Source organism: Vibrio owensii CAIM 1854 = LMG 25443, from assembly GCF_000817815.1.
GTDB classification, from domain to species: Bacteria; Pseudomonadota; Gammaproteobacteria; order Enterobacterales; family Vibrionaceae; genus Vibrio; species Vibrio owensii.
On the sequence record NZ_JPRD01000068.1, the window covers coordinates 23,298 to 38,423 of the forward strand.

At 46.2% G+C, this 15,126-nt stretch carries 12 protein-coding genes; 2 read left to right on the forward strand and 10 right to left on the reverse strand.

What is annotated here, in order from left to right; genetic code table 11:
- Positions 1-53: 53 nt before the first annotated feature.
- The 7 genes from H735_RS26995 to nsrR all read right to left on the reverse strand — a co-directional run bounded on the left by H735_RS26995 (position 54) and on the right by nsrR (position 10,075).
- Positions 54-641 carry an aminodeoxychorismate/anthranilate synthase component II gene (locus H735_RS26995; RefSeq protein ID WP_020196237.1) on the reverse strand — a complete coding sequence of 196 codons (588 nt, stop codon included), beginning with the start codon at positions 639-641 and terminating at the stop codon, positions 54-56.
- Between the two features lie 189 nt (positions 642-830).
- Positions 831-3,779: an ExeM/NucH family extracellular endonuclease gene (locus H735_RS27000; RefSeq protein WP_020196236.1), complete on the reverse strand. Its 2,949-nt coding sequence runs from the start codon at positions 3,777-3,779 to the stop codon at positions 831-833.
- Between the two features lie 466 nt (positions 3,780-4,245).
- Positions 4,246-5,283 carry a tryptophan--tRNA ligase gene (gene trpS / locus H735_RS27005; protein WP_005432761.1) on the reverse strand — a complete coding sequence of 346 codons (1,038 nt, stop codon included), beginning with the start codon at positions 5,281-5,283 and terminating at the stop codon, positions 4,246-4,248.
- Positions 5,284-5,399: 116 nt separating this feature from the next.
- The gene (locus tag H735_RS27010; protein ID WP_005382834.1) at positions 5,400-6,086 is read right to left on the reverse strand and encodes a phosphoglycolate phosphatase; all 687 of its coding nucleotides are present in this window, start codon (positions 6,084-6,086) and stop codon (positions 5,400-5,402) included.
- Between the two features lie 139 nt (positions 6,087-6,225).
- Entirely contained in the window at positions 6,226-6,969 is a 744-nt protein-coding gene (rlmB, locus tag H735_RS27015; RefSeq protein WP_005438340.1) for a 23S rRNA (guanosine(2251)-2'-O)-methyltransferase RlmB, read from the reverse strand.
- Between the two features lie 76 nt (positions 6,970-7,045).
- On the reverse strand, positions 7,046-9,532 hold the full coding sequence (gene rnr / locus H735_RS27020; RefSeq protein ID WP_020196235.1) for a ribonuclease R: 2,487 nt from the start codon (positions 9,530-9,532) through the stop codon (positions 7,046-7,048).
- Between the two features lie 117 nt (positions 9,533-9,649).
- Positions 9,650-10,075, reverse strand: coding sequence for a nitric oxide-sensing transcriptional repressor NsrR (nsrR, locus tag H735_RS27025; RefSeq protein WP_009705482.1), 426 nt, complete (start codon positions 10,073-10,075; stop codon positions 9,650-9,652).
- A gap of 111 nt (positions 10,076-10,186) precedes the next feature.
- On the opposite strand from nsrR, the gene hmpA reads away from it, so the two are divergent.
- The gene (hmpA, locus tag H735_RS27030) at positions 10,187-11,371 is read left to right on the forward strand and encodes an NO-inducible flavohemoprotein (RefSeq protein ID WP_020196234.1); all 1,185 of its coding nucleotides are present in this window, start codon (positions 10,187-10,189) and stop codon (positions 11,369-11,371) included.
- 106 nt (positions 11,372-11,477) lie between these two features.
- Here the strand turns inward: hmpA and motX are convergent, their stop codons facing one another.
- Complete coding sequence (motX, locus tag H735_RS27035) at positions 11,478-12,113, reverse strand: flagellar protein MotX (protein ID WP_005432781.1); 636 nt, start codon at positions 12,111-12,113, stop codon at positions 11,478-11,480.
- 241 nt (positions 12,114-12,354) lie between these two features.
- Complete coding sequence (locus tag H735_RS27040; RefSeq protein WP_020196233.1) at positions 12,355-13,671, reverse strand: adenylosuccinate synthase; 1,317 nt, start codon at positions 13,669-13,671, stop codon at positions 12,355-12,357.
- Between the two features lie 173 nt (positions 13,672-13,844).
- On the opposite strand from H735_RS27040, the gene H735_RS27045 reads away from it, so the two are divergent.
- Positions 13,845-14,030, forward strand: a complete 186-nt coding sequence (locus H735_RS27045) for a DUF2065 domain-containing protein (protein WP_005432777.1) — start codon at positions 13,845-13,847, stop codon at positions 14,028-14,030.
- Between the two features lie 113 nt (positions 14,031-14,143).
- Here H735_RS27045 and hflC read toward each other — a convergent pair whose 3' ends face one another.
- Positions 14,144-15,124, reverse strand: coding sequence for a protease modulator HflC (gene hflC, locus H735_RS27050; protein ID WP_005438334.1), 981 nt, complete (start codon positions 15,122-15,124; stop codon positions 14,144-14,146).
- Between the last annotated feature and the right edge of the window lie 2 nt (positions 15,125-15,126).

Here is a 15,126-nt window from a genome sequence, read left to right on the forward strand (position 1 = left end):
TTCCCATTCTTAGGCGAAAAACATGAAGAATTTGTTAAGAAAGGTGATCACGATCAGATCGCTTTGCGCGCAAGAAAGTTTCCAAGCAGCTCGTGACCTTGTTCTGTCTTAATCGACTCAGGATGAAACTGTACTGCGTCAATTGGCAGGGTTTTATGCTGATAACCCATGATTTCATCCATGGTTCCGTCAGGCAGTTCAGTCCAAGCGGTCAATTCAAACACATCAGGTAATGTGCCGTTTTTCACCACGAGAGAGTGGTAGCGGGTTACCGTCAGTGGGTTATTTAGGTTTTTAAACACACTGCGACCGTTGTGACGAATTGGTGAGGTCTTACCGTGCATCACTTGTCGAGCACGTACCACTTCCCCTCCAAACACCTGCGCAATCGCCTGATGGCCAAGGCAAACGCCCAAGATAGGTAACTTACCAGCAAAGTGTTCAATGGCTTGTAGAGAGATACCTGCTTCGTTAGGGGTACATGGCCCTGGAGATATCACCAAGTGAGTTGGGTTGAGCGCCTCAATGCCTTGGATGTCGATTTCATCGTTACGCACCACCTTTACGTCTGCACCAAGCTCGCAGAAGTATTGGTAAAGGTTGTAGGTAAAAGAGTCGTAGTTATCGATGATCAACAACATAAAGGGTCGGTTGCTCCAATCCGTTTTGGCAATGCTTACGTAGTGAATCGCCACGTTCGTGACAATCAAGGGCGGTATTTTGCTATACCAAGCAAGAAAGGCAAGTTTTTGCTGAATAAAAAGGCCAGCATAGGCTGGCCTTTGGTCTTTACAGCTATTTAGGAACTGTTTGTCAGGAAATAAATTCGTTTAGCGGCGACGGCGGAATAAGCCTAGACCTAGCAGCGCAATTAGCGCGCCAAAGCCAAATGAACCACCATCATCATCGTCTGATGGGTTCGTGCTCGATGGCTCCAGCGTAACATCGCGAGAGTCGCTGAACTTAACCGTGTTACCGGTAGAGTCTGTCACTTTCTCTTCTAGAACGTACTGGCCTTCTGTTGGTGCTTTGTCGAATTCCACACTCACGCTACGAGCATCAATGTCCGTTTGTGTCAGAGTTGCACTCGCTTCGTAACCGTCAGCATCAGACGTTGACGACGCCGCTTGAGTTGCTTCCGTTAGGCTTACTGTCACGATATCACCGACAACTGCGTTTGGTGGTAGACGAACTTCCACTGCTAAGTTTTCACCTGAGCTTGGTAGATCGATATCTGTATCTGGGAAATCAATCGCGATGATCACAGGATCGTGGTCAGACGCCGAGAACGCATCTTTGTACTTCGGCATATCACCTGTGTACTTGCTGCTGTATTCGAACAAGTTACTTTCTAGTGAGTTGATGTGCCAATCTTCAATCGCCACCACTTTTTGTGCCAAGCTGTTGCTCGCCAACGCGTGGTCTAGGTTACCTAGTTCACCAGAGTAGGTGTATGAGAAGGTATCTGCACCATGAAGTACTGTGTTCAGGTTATGGTAACCGTAGCCTTTTTCAATTTTGGTCTTCTCGATTTGAAGCTCACCACCACCAATGGTTGTGTAAGCTGCAGTGTAGATGTCACGGCCGTATTTCTCTTTCGAGTAATCAGTCAGTGTAAGCAGAGGATCTTCCATGCCGTAGGCGTTCAGGTCACCCATTACTAGCACGTCACCTTCAATGCCTTTCAGAGCGTCACCCACAACGTTGGCAGCAGAAACACGGAAGTTGTTACAGTTGCCTTGCAGATCCGCTGGCTCAGAGTCTTCTACGCCCGCAATCCACTCTTCAATACATTCAGAACCTTTCGATTTGAAGTGGTTAACAACAACAGACAGATCTTTACCGGTCTCTTTCACCGTGAAGGTTTGTAGCAAGCTATGACGTTGGTACTTGTCGTAAGCTGGGTTGCCTTCCGCATTGTCACCACGCGTAATGGTGTTTTCTTCGATGTGCTGCTCTGGCGTCACAATCACTTTCGCAGTTTCTTTTGGTGTCACTTCATTTGCACGGTATAAGATCGCCACCATGATCGCATCACTGCCAAAGTATTCGTCTTGGTATTTGTCTTGATCTGCGATTTCAACGTAAGTGTAATGATCTTCTGCATCTTCGATTTCAGCATTCAATGCGTCAACCAAGTTCTTCACTGCACTGCTGTCACCAAAGCCATTGTTCTCGACTTCCATCAAACCAATGATGTCAGCGTCCATCTTGTTCATCGCCGCAACGATTTTCGCTTGTTGGATCAGGAACTCGTCTAGGTTAGTCGCACCGCGGTTTTGTCCGGTTGGGTTTTCATGGCCACTGTCAGCCACAGAGTTGAAGTAGTTTAGTACGTTGAAGCTTGCGATACGCAAATCTGAATCCGCAATCGCTGGAGCATCTTTACGAGCCACGTCGAAGCCTTCACCTGAAGTCACGAAGTTGGTGTTATCAACTTCATTGGTCGCAATCAGGCGGTATTCGTTGTAGCTGTAAGCCACGACGCCCTGCAGACCCTCTACTCGCGAACCGAGGCGAATGTGCTGCTCAGAAGAGCCATCTTGGTCTGCATCTTTCGCAAAGTCAGGGTAGTAAGGGATTTGGCCGTTTGGTGCTTTGCCATCAGATTCTAGGTATACGCGGTTCGCTGCGTTGTCTTTTGCAAGCTCAACGGCAGCATCACTCTCTGCAGCGTGCAATTGAGTCGGCTTAAACAGTGGCGCTTCATGAGACAGCATCATGTTGTTACGACGTGAATCGTAGTCGTAAGAGAAGTTGCGAGTTACAAACAGGTCACTTGCCGAGGTCAGTTCAACTTGCATGCCTTCATGACGCTCTAGCGCATCACGTAGTGTCTCACCTTCTTTGATAACAAGATCGGTAACTCGAGGAATATCCGATGTGCCTGTTTTCACATAGCTGTTAGCATCAGAAGCTAGTTGAGTATTGCTGTAGTACTCTTGAACTTTACCTTTCACACAAACAACGTCACCAGCTTTTAGCTCCGTGTCTGCCGCGTCAGTATGAATGAACAAGCCTTCTGAGGTCTTGTCGTTGTTGTCACTTTCTAGTGCTTGTAGGTAGAAACCTTTGGTTAGGCCAGTGGTAACAGCAGTCACGACACCAGTTACGAAATGATCTTCGTCGGTAATGTATGGGTAACCATCAATGAATGGAGACGTATCGCCTTCACCTTGAATATCTTGGATGGTAGTGAAGTTAGGTTGCTGACCGTCGACTTCACAAGCGAATGGTGCTGGTGGCTCTGTCGCATTTAGCTCACCAAGGCCGTCAATGTTGTCTTTCTCAAATGCAGTCCACTGAGATGCATCATAAGTAGCAGAAGGGGTTAGTGCATCACTGTTACGAACCAATGTGGTGTCTTTACCAAAATCTACGTCACCCATCACACCGATGATGTCGTGCACTTCACCATCTTTAAGCAGTGCGATCGGATCATCTCCGTTAAAGTTCGTGACGCTTTTCTCCGTGTGATCTGCAACAGCTTTGATGGCATCGCTCGCATCACCATGCGCCAGTACATACACTTGGTTAGCTTGTATCGTCACTTGGCTAAGATCGAGTGTGCTACCCCAAGTACCACCACCGTTTGATGATTTCGCTAGCTCGTAACCGGTTAGCGTTACCGCTGCATCGCCCGTGTTCGCGATCTCTACTGCTTTGTCGTATGAACCACCTTCTACATACTGAGAGATGATAATTTCTGCGTTAGCGTTAGCACTAAGTGCGCTAGCAATCGTCAGTGCCAGTAAAGAGGGTTTGATTAACGTATCCATTGTCGTACCTGATATTTATTTAAATGCAAACTAAGCCCTAAGCAGAGCCCACCATTTGCGCCTACTATCAGGTTTATTTATGAAATAAATAAGAAAGACCAGTAAAAGCCGTGAAATAAATCACATGTGGATACGTAAAATTATGCCAGGGCTGTTCATTTAAACATTTTTTGTAACAAATACAGTAACTAAACCAATAAAGGGCTAGAATTAGACTTATTACTCAGTTTTATATTTCTCAACATGTTATGTGAATATCTGGATATTTATTTTGAATTCACTTGATTCTAGTAACCCAAACCAAATATTAATTAATGCTAATTTAGAATAACAAAACTTATTATTTCCTTCCTTTTTACCGTGTGAATCAAAATAAGCCTTCTGGCTATTTAAGCTTGTAGATCTCTAGGCATAAAAAAAGCTCCACCGATGGTGGAGCTCTTAAATTCTGAATGCTTTTTAGCAACTATGGGCGAGCAACAAAACCTACTGCTTCGTACGCTTTCTTCAACGTTTCAGCCGCACGTGCCGATGCTTTCTCAGCGCCTTGCTTCATCACTTCGTTCATGTAAGCGCGGTCCGCACGGATACGGTGGTATTCAGCTTGAATAGGCTCAAGCATAGTAACTAGAGCTTCACCAACGTCTTTCTTGAATGGACCGTACATTTCAACGCCTTGGTATTTCGCTTCAATCTCTTCAAAGCTCATGCCTGTTGCCGCAGAGTATAGACCCATTAGGTTAGAGATACCTGCCTTGTTGTCCCAATCGTGAGCGATACGCGGTGGTGTTTCTGTGTCGGTTTGCGCTTTGTTGATCTTCTTAATGATCGACTTTGGCTCTTCCAATAGCGTGATAACGTTTTTACGGTTGTCATCAGATTTAGACATCTTCTTGGTTGCGTCTTGAAGGCTCATTACACGCGCGTTTACCGTCGGAATGTAAGGCTCTGGCACTTGGAAGATTGGCTGCTCTGGTGAGTAGATGTTGTTGAAGCGGTTAGCAATATCACGAGCTAGCTCTAGGTGTTGCTTCTGGTCGCTACCTACAGGCACTTGGTGCGCGCCGTAAAGCAGGATGTCTGCCGCCATCAGTACTGGGTAGTCAAACAGACCAACGTTTACATCACCAAACTGGCTTGAGCTGTCGTTTGAGTAACGTGCAGATTTGTCTTTAAACTGCGTCATACGACCCAGTTCACCCATTTGGGTGTAACAGTTAAGAAGCCAACCAAGTTGAGCATGCTCTGGTACGTGTGACTGAACAAATAGCGTGCTCTTCTTCGGGTCAACACCAACTGCCAGACAGATCGCCAGTGCATCTAGAGTCGCTTCATGCAGCGCTTTAGGGTCCTGACGAACCGTAATAGCGTGAAGGTCTACCACACAGTATTGGCAATCATAATCGTCTTGCATCTGCTGCCATTGACGTAGAGCACCCAAGTAGTTACCGATACTTAGTTCACCTGAAGGTTGAACACCACTCAATACAATGGGTTTGCTCATTAGAATGATTCCTTTGACTTCTTAATCTAATTAAATGAAAAAAACCGTGCAGTAATAGGTGCACGGTTTACTCAGTGTACTCATTAACGAGTATTTTGGAAGCTCTTTTGTAGCCGTTATGCAGAAACCGCTACAACGTCCAATAATTCTGCCAAACTGTCAGCGACGAAATCTGGATTTGATGCAGAAATAGGTTCACCGTGGTTGTAACCATATGTCAAACCAAATGAGGCGCAACCTGCGTTCTTCGCTGCAAGAATGTCGTTTTTCGAGTCGCCAACCATCAGCATTTCACTAGGTTGGATTTGGTGTTTTTCCATCAGCCAATTCAGTGCGACTGGGTTTGGTTTTTTCTCTGGGAATGCATCACCGCCAAGAACATCAACGAAGTATTTTGCGATGTCGTGCTTTTCCAAAACGTCAGGCACAAACTTTGAAGGTTTGTTGGTCACCAACGCCATAACAAAACCCGCTTTGTGCAGCTCTGCTAGTGTCTCTTTTACCGTTGGGTAAAGGTGACTTAGCTTGTGACCGCTTTGCTCGTAGTAATCATCAAACAGTACACGCGCTTTTGCACGAAGCTCTTCGCTCAACTCTGGATTGATAGTCAAGCTTTGGCTTAGTGAGCGTCCAATCAGCACGTCTGCACCGTTACCAACATAGTCACGAACCTGCTCTTCTGAAACAGATGGAAAACCAAGTGCTTGAACGGCTTGGTCTGCCGCAACCGCTAGATCCGGCACGCTATCAAGCAAAGTACCGTCTAGGTCAAAGGCAATGAATTTAATGTCTTGTTGAGTCATAACTTCCCTGAAGATTTTTATTTATAAATCGGTGAAAACGACAAAGGATGGCACCCCATCCTTTGTTTTTATCATTATGTCTGACTTTGCAGTAACTGTTTGTTTATTAGTCTTATTTATTAAAATAATGGTTTATCAATTACTTTGCAGCAATACGCTGACGAACCGCTTCAAACAAACAAATACCTGATGCCACAGATACGTTCAAACTAGAAACGCTGCCAGCCATTGGGATCTTAATCAAATCGTCACAGGTTTCACGAGTTAGACGACGCATACCGTCACCTTCTGCACCCATTACGATAGCAAGAGGACCCGTCAGTTTTGCTTGGTAGATGTCGTGCGTTGCTTCACCCGCCGTACCAACAAACCAGATACCTTGCTCTTGCAGTGTACGCATAGTACGAGCCAAGTTGGTCACTCGGATCAATGGCACGACTTCAGCTGCACCACAAGCCACTTTGCTTACGGTTGCGTTCATCGGAGCAGAACGATCTTTCGGTACGATGATCGCCGCTACGCCAGCTGCGTCTGCATTACGTAGGCAAGCACCTAGGTTATGCGGATCCGTCACGCCATCCAATACCAATAGTAGCGGTGATTCATGCTGCGCTAGGATGCCATCAATGTCATTTTCATTAAGCTGTTTCGCAGCTTTAACACGAGCAATGATGCCTTGGTGGTTAGCACCGTGCGCTTTGTCGTCTAGCGTTTTACGAGTCATTTGTTGAATCGAAACACCACAAACCTGAAGATCGTTCAGGATTGGCATTAGACGATCGTCTTGGCGGCCTTTTAGGACGTATGCTTCGATAAAACGTTCTGGTTCGCGTTCCAATACCGCTTTCACTGCGTGAATGCCGTAAATAAATTCGTTACTCATTGTTTAACCTGTTGTTCTGGTCGTCTTGCCTTCGCCAATCTACGCCTTTAAATCCGGACTAGATTGGCGCTTCAGCCTACTCAGCGTCGCTCTTAGTACGCTTAGTCTTTCTCGGCTTACTGTGTGGCTTTTTCTTGCGTGCTTTCTTCGGCTTTTTCGTACCTTCAGCGTCACCACGTTTCACGCTACCTTTGCGAGCACTGCCTGCTTCCGCAGGTTCAGGGTGCTTGGTCGGTTCAATCATCGGCTTCGCGCGAGTACCGCCTTTGGTTGCCGCACGCTTTTTCTCTTTTGCTTTGCGTTTGGCATCTGCTGCGCGTTTCTTCGCAGTCTTACCTTTGCCGCGTAGCTTACGGCTTGTTTCGATTAATTCAAAGTCAATTTGCTTGTCATTTAAGTTAACCGCAAGCACTTTCACTTTCACCGCATCGCCTAGACGATAGATGTTACCGAAGCTTTCACCGATAAGTCTTTGACCAATCGGATCAAATTGGTAGTAGTCGTTCGCGAGCGTCGAAATGTGCACCAAACCATCGATATGCAGTTCAGTCAGACGAACAAAGAAACCAAAGCTGGTTACGTTGGCAATAACACCATCTAGCTCGTCGCCAACATGGTCTTGCATGTATTCACACTTCAACCAATCAGCCACTTCACGAGTTGCGTCGTCTGCACGGCGCTCTGTCATCGAGCATTGCTCACCGTAGAAGTCCATGTCGTCAAACGAGTAGTGGTAACCACCAGTTGGTGTCCAACGATCTTGGTTGCGACCTTCTTCTTTAGCAATCAGATACTTGATTGCGCGGTGCAATAGCAGGTCTGGGTAACGACGAATTGGCGACGTGAAGTGTGCGTAACGTTTCAGTGCTAGACCAAAGTGACCGGCATTGTCTGCGTTGTAGACCGCTTGCTTCATTGAGCGCAGCAGCATGGTTTGAATCAGTTCTTTGTCCTGACGTTCTGCGATCTGTTTTACCAAATCAGCGTAGTCGGTTGGTGATGGCTCTAGACCACCTTTAAGATCCAGACCTAGCTCACTGAGGAAGTCACGGAAACCTTGCAGGCGCAGTTCACCCGGAGATTCGTGAACACGGTACAACGCTGGCTCTTTCGCTTTCTCAACGTAAGACGCTGAAGCGATGTTCGCTAGGATCATACATTCTTCGATGATCTTGTGTGCGTCGTTACGAATCACTGGCTCGATGCTTTCAATCTTACGATCCGCGTTGAAGATGAACTTAGCTTCAACGGTTTCAAATTCAATCGCACCGCGGTTATCACGCGCTTCTTTAAGTACTTTGTACATCGCGTGCAGCTCTTCAAGGTGAGGAACGACAGCGTGATAACGCATACGTAGCTCTTCATCCCCTTCTAGAATCGCGCCCACTTTGTTGTAAGTCAGACGAGCGTGCGAGTTCATCACAGCTTCATAGTGTTTGTAGCCCGATAGTTTACCCGTCTCTGAGATGGTCATTTCACACACCATACACAGACGATCAACTTGTGGGTTAAGTGAACATAAGCCGTTTGATAGTACTTCAGGTAGCATTGGTACTACTTGCGATGGGAAGTACACCGAGTTACCACGGTTGATGGCTTCTTTGTCCAGCGCAGAGTCTGTACGTACGTAGTAACTTACGTCAGCAATCGCGACCCATAGACGCCAACCGCCGCTCTTTTTCTTCTCACAGTAAACCGCGTCATCAAAGTCACGAGCGTCTTCACCATCAATGGTTACTAGCGGCAAGTCACGTAGATCGACACGACCTTCTTTTGCTTCTTCTGGAACTTCTTCGCCCAGATTTTCGATCTGTTTATCGACGGCTGCTGGCCAATCGTGTGGAATTTGGTGGGTGCGGATTGCTATTTGCGTTTCCATGCCCGGCGCCATGTTCTCGCCAAGAACTTCTACCACTTTACCCATCATGCCACGTGAGCGAGAGCCGCGATCAGTAATCTCAATAACGACCACGTTACCCATACGAGCACCTGCTTTATGCTCATTTGGGATCAGAATATCTTGGCTAATACGAGAGTCATCAGGCACAACGTATGAGTAGCCGTACTCTAAGAAGAAACGACCTACGATCTGCGTGTTGCGCTCTTCTAACACGCGAACAAGACGACCTTCACGACGACCACGCTTGCTATTGTCCGTTGGTTGCACCAACACGTAGTCACCATGGATGATGTGCTTCATCTGATGGTGCGGCAGTACAATGTCATTATCCTTGCCGACACTGCCTTCAGGACGAACCCAACCATGACCATCTTTGTGGCCAATTACGTAACCTTTCACCATCTCGAGTTTTTCTGGTAGCGCATAGCATTGACGGCGCGTAAACACGAGCTGTCCATCACGCTCCATTGCACGCAGTCGACGGCGTAAGCCTTCGTATTGCTCTTCACCTTCTAGCTTTAATGCTTCGAACAAATCATTGCGATTCATCGGCACACCAGCTTGCTGCAGAAACTCGGTGATGAACTCTCGGCTTGGAATTGGATTTTCGTAATTTTTGGATTCACGATCTGCGAAAGGATCGTTTGGAATATTGTCTGACATAGGCACGCCTATCTAGCAAGGAAGGTATAGAGCTAGTATATGCGAGTCTCTCGATAAGCTACAGAAATTGCTTTAAAAAAGAGTGTCAGTAAGAAGATTTATAAAGCGTTAAGAAGACTAAGGACGAGCAAGTAAGATCAGCAGTTCAGAATTATCACTTAATAGCTCTTCAATCGTGCAACCATCCAATTCAGCCAAAAACGCCATTTTCGCTTTTGCTAACTTTTCTTTTAGACGACAGGCTGGCGTGATGTGACAAAATTCTACGGAGCAATTGACCAAATCTAGTGGCTCTAAATCGCGCACCACACCACCAACTGTGATTTCTTTAGGTGCTTTCAGTAATCGAATACCACCATTTTTACCGCGTACCGTATGCACATAACCAAGTTGACCAAGACGGTTGATCACTTTCACCATATGGTTACGTGATACACCAAATAAATCAGTCACTTCGGTAATATTTGTTAGCTCATCTTTTGGCAATGAAGCCAAGTAAATCAAGGTTCTGAGCGCATAATCGGTAAAGCTAGTTAACTGCATGTTGCTATCCTCTGTAGTAGCAAAATTGTAATTCTTTTCTTGATCGAAAGATACATTTGAGATACAACTTTAAACATGCATTACAAATACAACTTTAAATAGGAAGCCATTATGCTCAGCAACCAAACCATTGATATCGTGAAAGCAACCGCACCACTTCTAGCAGAAACTGGTCCGAAGTTAACGGCACATTTTTACGATCGCATGTTCACCCATAACCCTGAGTTGAAAGACATTTTCAACATGAGCAACCAGCGTAATGGTGACCAACGTGAAGCTCTATTTAATGCAATCTGCGCGTACGCAACCAACATTGATAACCTACCAGCACTACTTGGTGCTGTAGAGAAAATCGCGCACAAGCACACCAGCTTTATGATCACTAAAGATCAGTACCAAATCGTCGGCACACATCTACTGGCGACGATCGACGAGCTGTTCTCTCCGGGCCAGGAAGTGATTGATGCATGGGCAGAAGCTTATGGTGTGCTGGCTAACGTGTTTATTCAACGTGAAGAGCAAATCTACCAAGAGAACGCAGCACTGCAAGGTGGCTGGCGTGGTCTGCGTGAATTTGAGTTGGTGGGCAAGCAGCTTGAGAGCGAAAACATCTGTAGCTTTGTTTTCAAACCAACCGATGGTGAAGTGGTTTCTGAGTACAAACCTGGTCAATACCTAGGTATCTACATCAACAGTGATAAGTTCGAAAACCAAGAGATTCGCCAATACAGCCTATCCTCTGCGGTTCAAGAGAACACTTATCGTATCTCGGTAAAACGTGAAGAAGGCGGTAAAGTATCGAATTTCCTTCACGATGAATTGAACATCGGCGATAAGGTGCAACTTGCGGCACCTGCGGGTGACTTCTTTATGGATGTGGACGCGACTACACCGGTTGTTTTGGTATCAGCGGGCGTAGGTCTAACTCCGACTCTATCGATGCTTGAGAGCCTTTCAGGGCACCAAGCGCCAGTAACCTGGGTGCACGCTGCAGAAAACGGTCAACAACATGCATTCAAACAGCACGTAAACCAGCTCGTGAATGCTAAAGAGAACATGAACTCATTGGTTTGGTACAACCAACCAACAGCAGAAGACAAGATTGGTGAAGACTTCCACTTCACCGGTTTCGTCAACTTAACTGAAATTGAAGCAGCCCTTAAGCAAGACAACGTACAAGTCTACTTCTGTGGTCCTGTTGGCTTTATGCAGCACGTAGCCAAACAATTGCTTGAGCTTGGCGTAGCTCAAGAGCAGTTCCACTACGAGTGCTTCGGCCCACACAAAGTCGTTTAATCGCCTGCGATTACGCTTCGGGAAAAACAACAAAGCCCACATGATGTGGGCTTTGTTGTCTCTATTGGCAGAGCTTTATGAAGTTACTGGTATTTTAAGAGTACACCTACCAGAAGGTGTCGCGGCGTTTGGCCCGCGCAATAATGTTTTGTGGCATACGTTGCTCAAGACCGTTTCTCAGCATCGCAATACGCTTGTGCTTTCTTTGGTCGGCAGTTACCGAGTTATATAACCAACGGTAAGCATCTTCGTAATCTAACGGGCTACCGTAATCACGTAGCAATAGCTCAGCAAGATGAATACGCGCATTCAAGTTACCCATTGCAGCTGCTTCTCGCAGGTATGGGATTGCACGTTCTTTATCTTGTTGGACTAATGTACCACGAGAGTAATAGCGACCTAGCTGCTCTAGTGCAGCAGGCAAGCCTTGGTGTGCTGCGTTTTCCATGTAGTAAAGACCAAGTTCAACATCTTGATCAACACAAACGCCCCACGCCAACATATCGCCATAAAGGAATTCATAAGACGGCAAGTTAATGCGCGTCGCACGTGCCACGATATCTTCTACCAACTGGCAGTTATCAGCGCGCACGCGTTCTAGATGCTTATTCTGCTCAATAAGCTTTATAAGCTCTGCTTCGGTGTAGATAGGAACAGGCGCCCCTACATCGGCAACATTTGCCTTAGCCGATGTCGCACTCAGCATCAATAACAGTGAAGCAGCCACTGTTCGTAACTTCATAAATGTACTCTTTAAGGTATCTAAGAAACCAAAGATCAGCCAAGGATCTCCTCTGCTTGATAACCTTATCGGCAAAGGTCAGTTAAGCTTTAGGCAATTTTTGCCTCCTACTTAAGCTTAACGGCAAATATTTGCCACAGCGAGTCGCATTTTTCAGCAGTTTTTCCATAGTGAACACAACTCACAGATACAAAAAAACCGGCGATAAAAGCCGGTTTTTATAATCTCTAACGAGTATCGATTAAGCTTCGAATGGGTGAACCTTAACGATAGTTTCGTTACGGTCAGGACCTGTTGAGATGATGTCTACTGGCACGCCAGTTAGCTCTTCAATGCGCTTGATGTAATCTAGAGCAGCTTGTGGTAGCTCTTCGATTGATTTCGCACCGAATGTGTTCTCAGACCAACCAGGCATTGTTTCGTAGATAGGCGTTGCTTTTTCGAATGCTTCAGCAGCCATCGGAGAAACTTCTAGTGTAGAGCCATCTTCCATCTTGTAACCAGTACAGATTTTTAGCTCTTCTAGACCATCTAGTACGTCTAGTTTAGTTAGACAGAAACCAGATACAGAGTTGATTTGGATTGCACGACGCATAGCAACAGCATCGAACCAACCAGTACGGCGTAGACGACCTGTTGTCGCACCGAACTCGTGACCAACTTCACCTAGGTGTTTACCTACTGGGTCTTGCTTGTCTAGACCGTCGTATAGCTCAGTCGGGAATGGACCTGCACCAACGCGAGTACAGTAAGCTTTCGCGATACCAAGGATGTAACCGATGTGACGAGGACCGAAACCAGAACCTGCAGCAACGCCACCAGCAGTCGTGTTAGAAGAAGTTACGTACGGGTAAGTACCGTGGTCGATATCAAGTAGAGTACCTTGTGCACCTTCGAACATGATCTTGTCGCCGCGCTTACGTGCTGCGTCTAGTTCGTCAGTTACGTCGATAACCATTGAAGTTAGTAGATCTGCGTAGCCTTTAGCTTGCTCAAGTACTTCTTCGTAGCTTACTGGCTCAGCTTTGTAGAAGTTAACTAGTTGGAAGTTATGGTATTCCATTACTTCTTTTAGTTTCTCTGCGAAAGCTTCCATATCGAATAGGTCACCAACGCGTAGACCGCGACGAGCAACTTTATCTTCGTATGCTGGACCGATACCACGACCAGTTGTACCGATAGCTTTTTTACCGCGAGCGATTTCGCGAGCTTGGTCCATTGCAACGTGGTAAGGAAGAATTAGAGGACATGCTTCAGAAATGAAAAGACGCTCGCGTACTGGAATGCCGCGCTCTTCAAGAGGTTTCATTTCTTTAATTAGAGCTTCAGGCGATAGTACAACACCGTTACCGATAACGCATTTTACGTTATCGCGAAGGATACCTGATGGAATTAAGTGAAGAACGGTTTTTTCACCGTCAATTACAAGTGTGTGACCTGCGTTGTGACCGCCTTGGTAGCGTACCACGTATTTTGCATCTTCAGTTAAAAGGTCTACAATTTTACCTTTACCTTCGTCACCCCATTGGGTGCCTAGAACGACTACGTTATTTCCCATCTTTCCAAGTCTGATTGCTAGTTAAAAATGGATTCTAGCACCGAATCACTCTTCTTGCAGTCATTTTTGTTCACAGAGTTGATACTAGAATGCAAACATCACTGATGTTGTTCATTTCGAAATCACTACATCACTGATAATATTTACCTTTCTTAAATCCACAAGGAATCGCAATGTCTGAGTCAATTTGGCTAGCGATAGGGCTAGTATTGATTGTTGAAGGGATTGGCCCCTTGGTCGCCCCAAATGGCTGGCGCAACATGGTTGCCCAATTGAGCGAGCAACCCGATAACCATCTGCGTCGCATTGGCGGTTGCTTGGTCGTAGCCGGCGCTGTGATCGCTATCATGATGAGTTAATCACTCTATCGCTCTAACTATGACCTATTTGGCCGTTAACAATAAGCGCAGCAAGAAATAGATACAAAAAAGGCTCCATAACGGAGCCTTTTCAATTTGCTTGAACGCTGAGCTTATTTCGCTTCTGCGCCTTTCGCATTGTTCATGTATTGGAAGAATTCACTCTTCGGATCCAGAACAAGGATGTCACTCTTAGAGCTGAACGATTTCTCGTAAGCTTTTAGAGAACGTAGGAAGCTGAAGAACTCAGGATCTTTGTTGTACGCATCTGCGTAGATCTTCGCTGCTTCTGCATCCGCTTCACCTCGTGTTACACGAGCTGTTTTGTCTGCTTCAGCAAGAATCGTTGCCACTTCAAGCTCTGCTTGTGCGCGGATTACTTCTGCTTTCTCACGACCTTGAGAACGGTGTTTACGAGCTACCGACTCACGCTCTGCACGCATACGACGGTAGATAGATTCACTGATCTCATCTGGTAGGTTGATCTTCTTCATACGGAAGTCAACGATACGAACACCCAAATCTTTCATTGCGCTGTCGCGCGTGTCTTTCAACACTTCAGACATGATTAGGTCACGTTCGCCATCGATTTCCAATGCTTCACGAGCGGCTTCAGTACTTACTTCATCACTGCTTGCGTCTTCTGGAAGTACGTCGTTATTACGTGGACCAGATACGATTTGCTTGATTTCACGAGAACCGATTTCCGCACGTAGAACGTCTGTTACTTTACGCTCAAGAAGCGCTTCAGCAGTCAGCGTGTTACCGCCGCCAGTTGCCAGGTAGTAACGACCGAAATCTTCAATACGCCACTTCACGTAGGTATCGATGATTACGTCTTTTTTCTCAGACGTTACGAAACGGTCAGCACGGCCGTCCATTGTTTGGATACGCGCATCAAGTGTTTTCACGCGGTCAAACAAAGGCATTTTGAAGTGCAAGCCCGGCTCGTAAATACGAGTGATGTCGTTGTTGTCTTTCAAGACACGACCAAATCGAACCACAATACCGCGGTCACCTTCAGGAATCACAAACAGTGACATCAGCATTAATGCCAGTGCGATTACCAGTACAGGGATCATTAACTTACGCATTC